Source organism: Macellibacteroides sp. (assembly GCF_050251695.1).
Classification (GTDB): domain Bacteria; phylum Bacteroidota; class Bacteroidia; order Bacteroidales; family Tannerellaceae; genus Macellibacteroides; species Macellibacteroides fermentans.
On sequence record NZ_JBFWMI010000177.1, the window covers coordinates 1 to 3,216 of the forward strand.

General features: G+C 44.0%; 3 protein-coding genes. 2 read left to right on the top strand and 1 reads right to left on the bottom strand.

From position 1 onward, the window contains the following. The first annotated feature begins 82 nt into the window (after nt 1-82). Together AB7E53_RS14740 and AB7E53_RS14745 are read left to right on the top strand one after the other, a co-directional pair. Complete coding sequence (locus AB7E53_RS14740) at nt 83-1,066, top strand: aldo/keto reductase (RefSeq protein WP_446776547.1); 984 nt, start codon at nt 83-85, stop codon at nt 1,064-1,066. Between the two features lie 55 nt (nt 1,067-1,121). Beyond that, on the top strand, nt 1,122-2,243 hold the full coding sequence (locus AB7E53_RS14745; protein WP_446776549.1) for an aldo/keto reductase: 1,122 nt from the start codon (nt 1,122-1,124) through the stop codon (nt 2,241-2,243). Here the strand turns inward: AB7E53_RS14745 and AB7E53_RS14750 are convergent, their stop codons facing one another. Then, nucleotides 2,244-3,143, bottom strand: a complete 900-nt coding sequence (locus AB7E53_RS14750; protein ID WP_446776551.1) for a helix-turn-helix domain-containing protein — start codon at nt 3,141-3,143, stop codon at nt 2,244-2,246. Between the last annotated feature and the right edge of the window lie 73 nt (nt 3,144-3,216).

The following is a 3,216-nucleotide window of genomic DNA, read 5'->3' on the forward strand; positions in this document are numbered from 1 at the left end:
CAAATAAGCTACTAATTTTGCATTATCAACTTATTGGTTTTTATATGTTTGTATTAAATCCAACTAATTAAAACAGAACAAAATGGAAAAGAGAAAAATTGGATCCTGCGGACTAGAAGTTTCAGCCTTGGGGATGGGGTGTATGGGATTAACTTTTGGATATGGCCCTGCCACAAATGAGGCAGATGCGATTTCTCTGATTCATAAAGCATATGAATTAGGAATTACTTTTTTTGATACCGCTGAAGCATATAGTCAGGGTGGTAACGAGATGCTTTTAGGTAAAGCTTTACAGCCCTTCCGTAACAACGTTGTAATTGCCACAAAATTCGGTTTTCAGGATGGAGATTCAAGTAAAGGCCTTAACAGCACACCAGAAAGAATACGGGCCGTAGCTGAAGCGTCTTTGAAAAATCTTAAAACGGATGTAATCGATTTGTTTTATCAGCACAGAGTTGATCCGAACGTACCGATGGAAGAGGTTGCCGGAACCGTTAGGGATCTGATTCAGGAGGGAAAAGTGAAATACTTTGGCCTGAGTGAGGCCGGTGTTGAAAGTATCCGTAAGGCACATGCTGTACAACCGGTAAGTGCTTTACAAAGTGAATATTCCTTATGGTGGCGTGAACCGGAAAAAGAGATATTGCCATTACTAGAGGAATTGGGAATTGGTTTTGTGCCTTTCAGTCCTTTAGGAAAAGGCTTTCTGACCGGAGCAATTAATGAACAGACGAAGTTTGACAGTTCCGATTTCAGGAACGTAGTACCACGGTTTTCTGAAGAAAACAGAAAAGCCAACCAGGCAATGGTGGACTTGATTGCTTCGATTGCCGCCGAGAAGAATGCTACTCCGGCTCAAATTGCGTTAGCTTGGCTGTTGGCACAAAAGCTCTGGATTGCCCCAATTCCCGGTACAACCAAACAACATCGTCTGATCGAAAACACAGGAGCGGTTCGCATTCATTTTTCAAAAGAGGATTTGCAAAAAATAAAAAAAGCCGCATCTGCAATAGAAATTACCGGAGCAAGGTATCCGGCGCATCTGCAGGGTTTGGTTGGGAAATAAGACCAGAGAAAAGCTAGGAATTGAGAATAAACAGATAAATCTAAAAATGGGAGTTATGGAAAAGAACAATCGGAGAGATTTCTTAAAAGCAGGTGCTTTGTTAAGCGGGTCGGTCATACTCTCGCCGGCAATCGGCAAGGCACAGGGTTCCGAAAACGGGTTAAGCATGCCTGCTAACACGGATGTAAAGTACCGTACTTTAGGCTCGGGCAGTCAGGCGCTGAAGGTTTCGGCATTGGGACTGGGTTGTATGGGGATGAGCTATCACCGCAGCTTTGTGCCCGATAAGAAAGCGATGTTCTCCATGCTTCATAAGGCATACGATTTAGGTGTTACCTTTTTCGATACGGCTGAGGCATACGGACCGCTGGTAAATGAGGAGCTGGTTGGCGAAGCTGTTTCTTCTTTCCGCAAAGAGATTGTAATTGCCACTAAGTTTGGATTTAAAAACGGCCGGCCAAGCGAAGGGTTGGACAGCCGTCCGGAACGAATCAGGGCCGTGGTGGAGCATTCGTTGAAAAGCCTGAAGACTGATTATATTGATTTACTTTACCAGCACAGGGTTGACCCGGCCGTTCCTATGGAGGAGGTTGCCGGAACGGTTAAAGATTTAATACAGGAGGGGAAGGTTAAGTACTTCGGACTAAGTGAGGCCGGCGAAGCCAATATCCGAAAGGCGCATGCTGTGCAATCGGTGACTGCTTTACAGAGTGAATATTCGTTGATGACCCGCCAACCGGAAAAGGATGTGATTAACGTATGCGAGGAGTTGGGTATCGGGTTTGTGCCCTACAGCCCGTTAAGCCGGGGGATGATTACCGGTTACCTTAACGAGCGTTCCAAATACAATCCCAACAACGACAACAGGCCCACCCTGCCCCGTTATCAACCGGATAATGTGATTGCCAACTGGCCGTTGATAGATACCCTGAAGGCATTTGGAGATCAGCGGGGACTAACGGTTGCTCAGGTGGCTTTGGCCTGGTTACTGGCACAGAAATCGTTTATCGTTCCAATTCCGGGCACTACCAAATTGGCCCATCTGCAGGAAAACATGTGGGCGGCCGATTTTGAATTTACTGCCGAAGAACTGCAGAGCCTTACCGACCAGATTAATAAGATCAAGATCGTTGGCGAAAGATATACAGGTATATCTGCTCAGCAAACGGCCAAATAATCAGTTTTTTTGCTTTCTGAAATCGATGGGCGAAAGACCGGCTTTACGTTTAAAGAACTTCCCGAAGGAAGATTGATCCGAGAAGTGTAGCAGCGAAGTTATCTCCTGGATGGAGAGCTTCGAATGCATCAGTAATGTTCTGGCATCACTGTAAAGCATTTCGTAGATAAAGTCGGTCACCGTCTGTCCCGTTATCCGTTTTACGATATGTATACGGTAATGATCCGAAATATTCAGCCTCGAGGAATAGAAATCTACCTTATGCTCCTTTCTGTAGTTTGCCACCAGTAATTCGATAAACGATTTAATGATGCTTTCGTAGCGGGTAAGATTGGCCTCGGTCTCCAGGTCGGAGGTCCGGTCTATCATATTGCTTAAATCCAGGTAGAACCCGAAAAGGCAATTTAAGATAATCTCCTTGTGAAACAAATGCTCCGCATCTTCTATAGCATCATTTACGGACGTAATTCGTTTGTACAGTAACTCCGACTGGTGGGTACTGATCCGCAACACCGGCATATTAAACATCCTTACCCCATACTTGATCCGTTTATAAATCATATCGGTGGAATCCATATCGTCCATAAAATCTTTACTCACAAACAGGCAGATACATTTAAAATCGGCACTGCAGTTGTCGAAGTTAAACATGTGCGAGGCCGATAGCAAAAGCAATGTATCCGGCTCTACTTTATGGAATTTATAGTTGATACATGCAGTCGCATTTCCGGATAAGACCAATATGGCAATGGAAGCGTTTAAATACAGCGGAACAGAAAATTGAGATAAAACATCGGTTGAATCGATTGTTGTACAGTTTATCTTTACTCGTATGTCGGTTGGAGATGTACCTGAAGGAAGCAGCTCGCTGATATTTTTAATGTGAATTTTGCCTTTCATTCATCAAGATTGAAATGAGGTGCAAAAGTAGTTTTTTTTCTTTTTATGTCCAAATTAAACCAATTCTGCACAA